Consider the following 1751-nt stretch of genomic DNA (forward strand, 5'->3'; position numbering starts at 1 on the left):
GGCCGCGCCCGGCACCAGGCCATCCTCGTCGCGGCGGCCGCCCTCGTCATCGTCGGGGTCGGCCTCGCCCACGGGCTCCAGAGCCGCCGGGCGAAGGCGATCGACAAGGTCTGCGAGCAGATCCGCCAGCGCCTCGACACCGCCCTCGGCCGCGGCGCCTGCGGCCTGTGGGACTGGGACATCCCGCGCGGGCAGATCTACTGGTCGGATTCGATGTACGCGCTGCTCGGCTACCGCCGCGAGCGCGAGTTCCTGTCGTTCGGCGACGTCAACGCCCTGGTCCACCCGGACGACGGCGACCTCTACAGCCTCGCCCGCGGGCTCGCCGCGAGCCAGACCGCGGTGGACCACGCGTTCCGCATGCGCGGCGCGAACGGCGCCTACATCTGGCTGCGCACCCGCGCCGAGGTGGTGCCGGACGTGACCGACGGCGGCCGCCACCTCGTCGGCATCGCCGTCGACGTCACCGAGCAGCAGCACCTCGCCGAGGCCAGCGCCACCAACGACATGCGCCTGCGCGACGCCGTCGAGGCGATCTCCGAGGCGTTCGTGATCTGGGACACGAGCAACCGCCTCGTCCTGTGCAATTCGAAGTTCCGCCACCTGCATGCGCTGAGCCCCGAGGACGCGCAGGTCGGCCGCCGCTACGACGAGGTGATGGGCCGCGGCGTGCTTCCGCAGATCCGGCGCGAGATGCCCGAGACCGACACCGCGAGCGCGACCGCCCGCACCTTCGAGGCGGAGCTCACCGACGGCCGCTGGCTGCAGATCAGCGAGCGGCGGACCAAGGACGGCGGCTACGTCTCGGTCGGCACCGACATCACCAACCTGAAGCGGCACCAGGAGCAGCTCGTCGCCTCGGAACGCGAGCTGATCGAGACGGTCAAGGATCTCAAGCGCTCGCGCCGCACGCTGGAGCTGCAGACGCAGCAGCTCGCCGACCTCGCCGAGCGCTACCTCGACCAGAAGGCGGCGGCGGAATCGGCCAACCAGGCGAAATCCGAGTTCCTGGCCAACATGAGCCACGAGCTGCGCACGCCGCTCAACGCGATCATCGGCTTCGCGGAGCTGATGGCGAGCGAGCTCTACGGCCCCCTCGGCTCGGCGCGCTACGGCGAGTATTGCGCCGACATCCGCGCCAGCGGCGACTACCTGCTCTCGATGATCGACGACATCCTCCACATGTCGCGGATCGAGTCGCACCGCGTCCGGCTCGCGCGCCGCGAGATCGCCGTCGCGGCGGCGGTCTCCAACGCGCTCAAGCTCGTGTCCGAGCCGGCCCGGCAGAAGAACCTCCACGTCGCCGTCGACCTGTATCCCGGCCTCGCGCTGCTCGCCGACGAGCGCGCCCTGCAGCAGATCCTGGTCAACCTGCTGCAGAACGCCGTGAAGTTCACGCCTGCCAACGGCCGGATCGCGGTGCGCGCCCGCCCAGCCGGCGACCACGCCCACCTGTTCATCGAGGATACCGGGATCGGCATCCCGAAGGCGGCGCTCGCCAGGCTCGGCGCGCCGTTCTCGCAGGTCGAGACCAACCTCACCCGCAGCCACAAGGGCTCCGGCCTTGGCCTCGCCATCGCCCGCTCCATGGCCGAGCTGCACGGCGGCTCCCTGCGCATCCGCTCGGAGGAGACCGTCGGCACCATCGTCCTGGTGCGCCTGCCCCGTCCGACCAGCGAGCACCTCGCGACGGTGGCCGCGGAGGATGCCGGGCAGCAGACCGTCGCGGCGCTCCGCGAGGCGTCCGGGGC

At 71.7% G+C, this 1751-nt stretch carries 1 protein-coding gene; it reads left to right on the forward strand.

Annotated features, from left to right (window positions below):
- Positions 1–1751 (forward strand): PAS domain-containing sensor histidine kinase (locus FV223_RS26730; protein WP_147729748.1); only part of this gene is annotated, 1751 nt, incomplete at both ends.

The sequence above is a fragment of the Methylobacterium sp. WL116 genome (assembly GCF_008039455.1).
GTDB lineage: Bacteria > Pseudomonadota > Alphaproteobacteria > Rhizobiales > Beijerinckiaceae > Methylobacterium.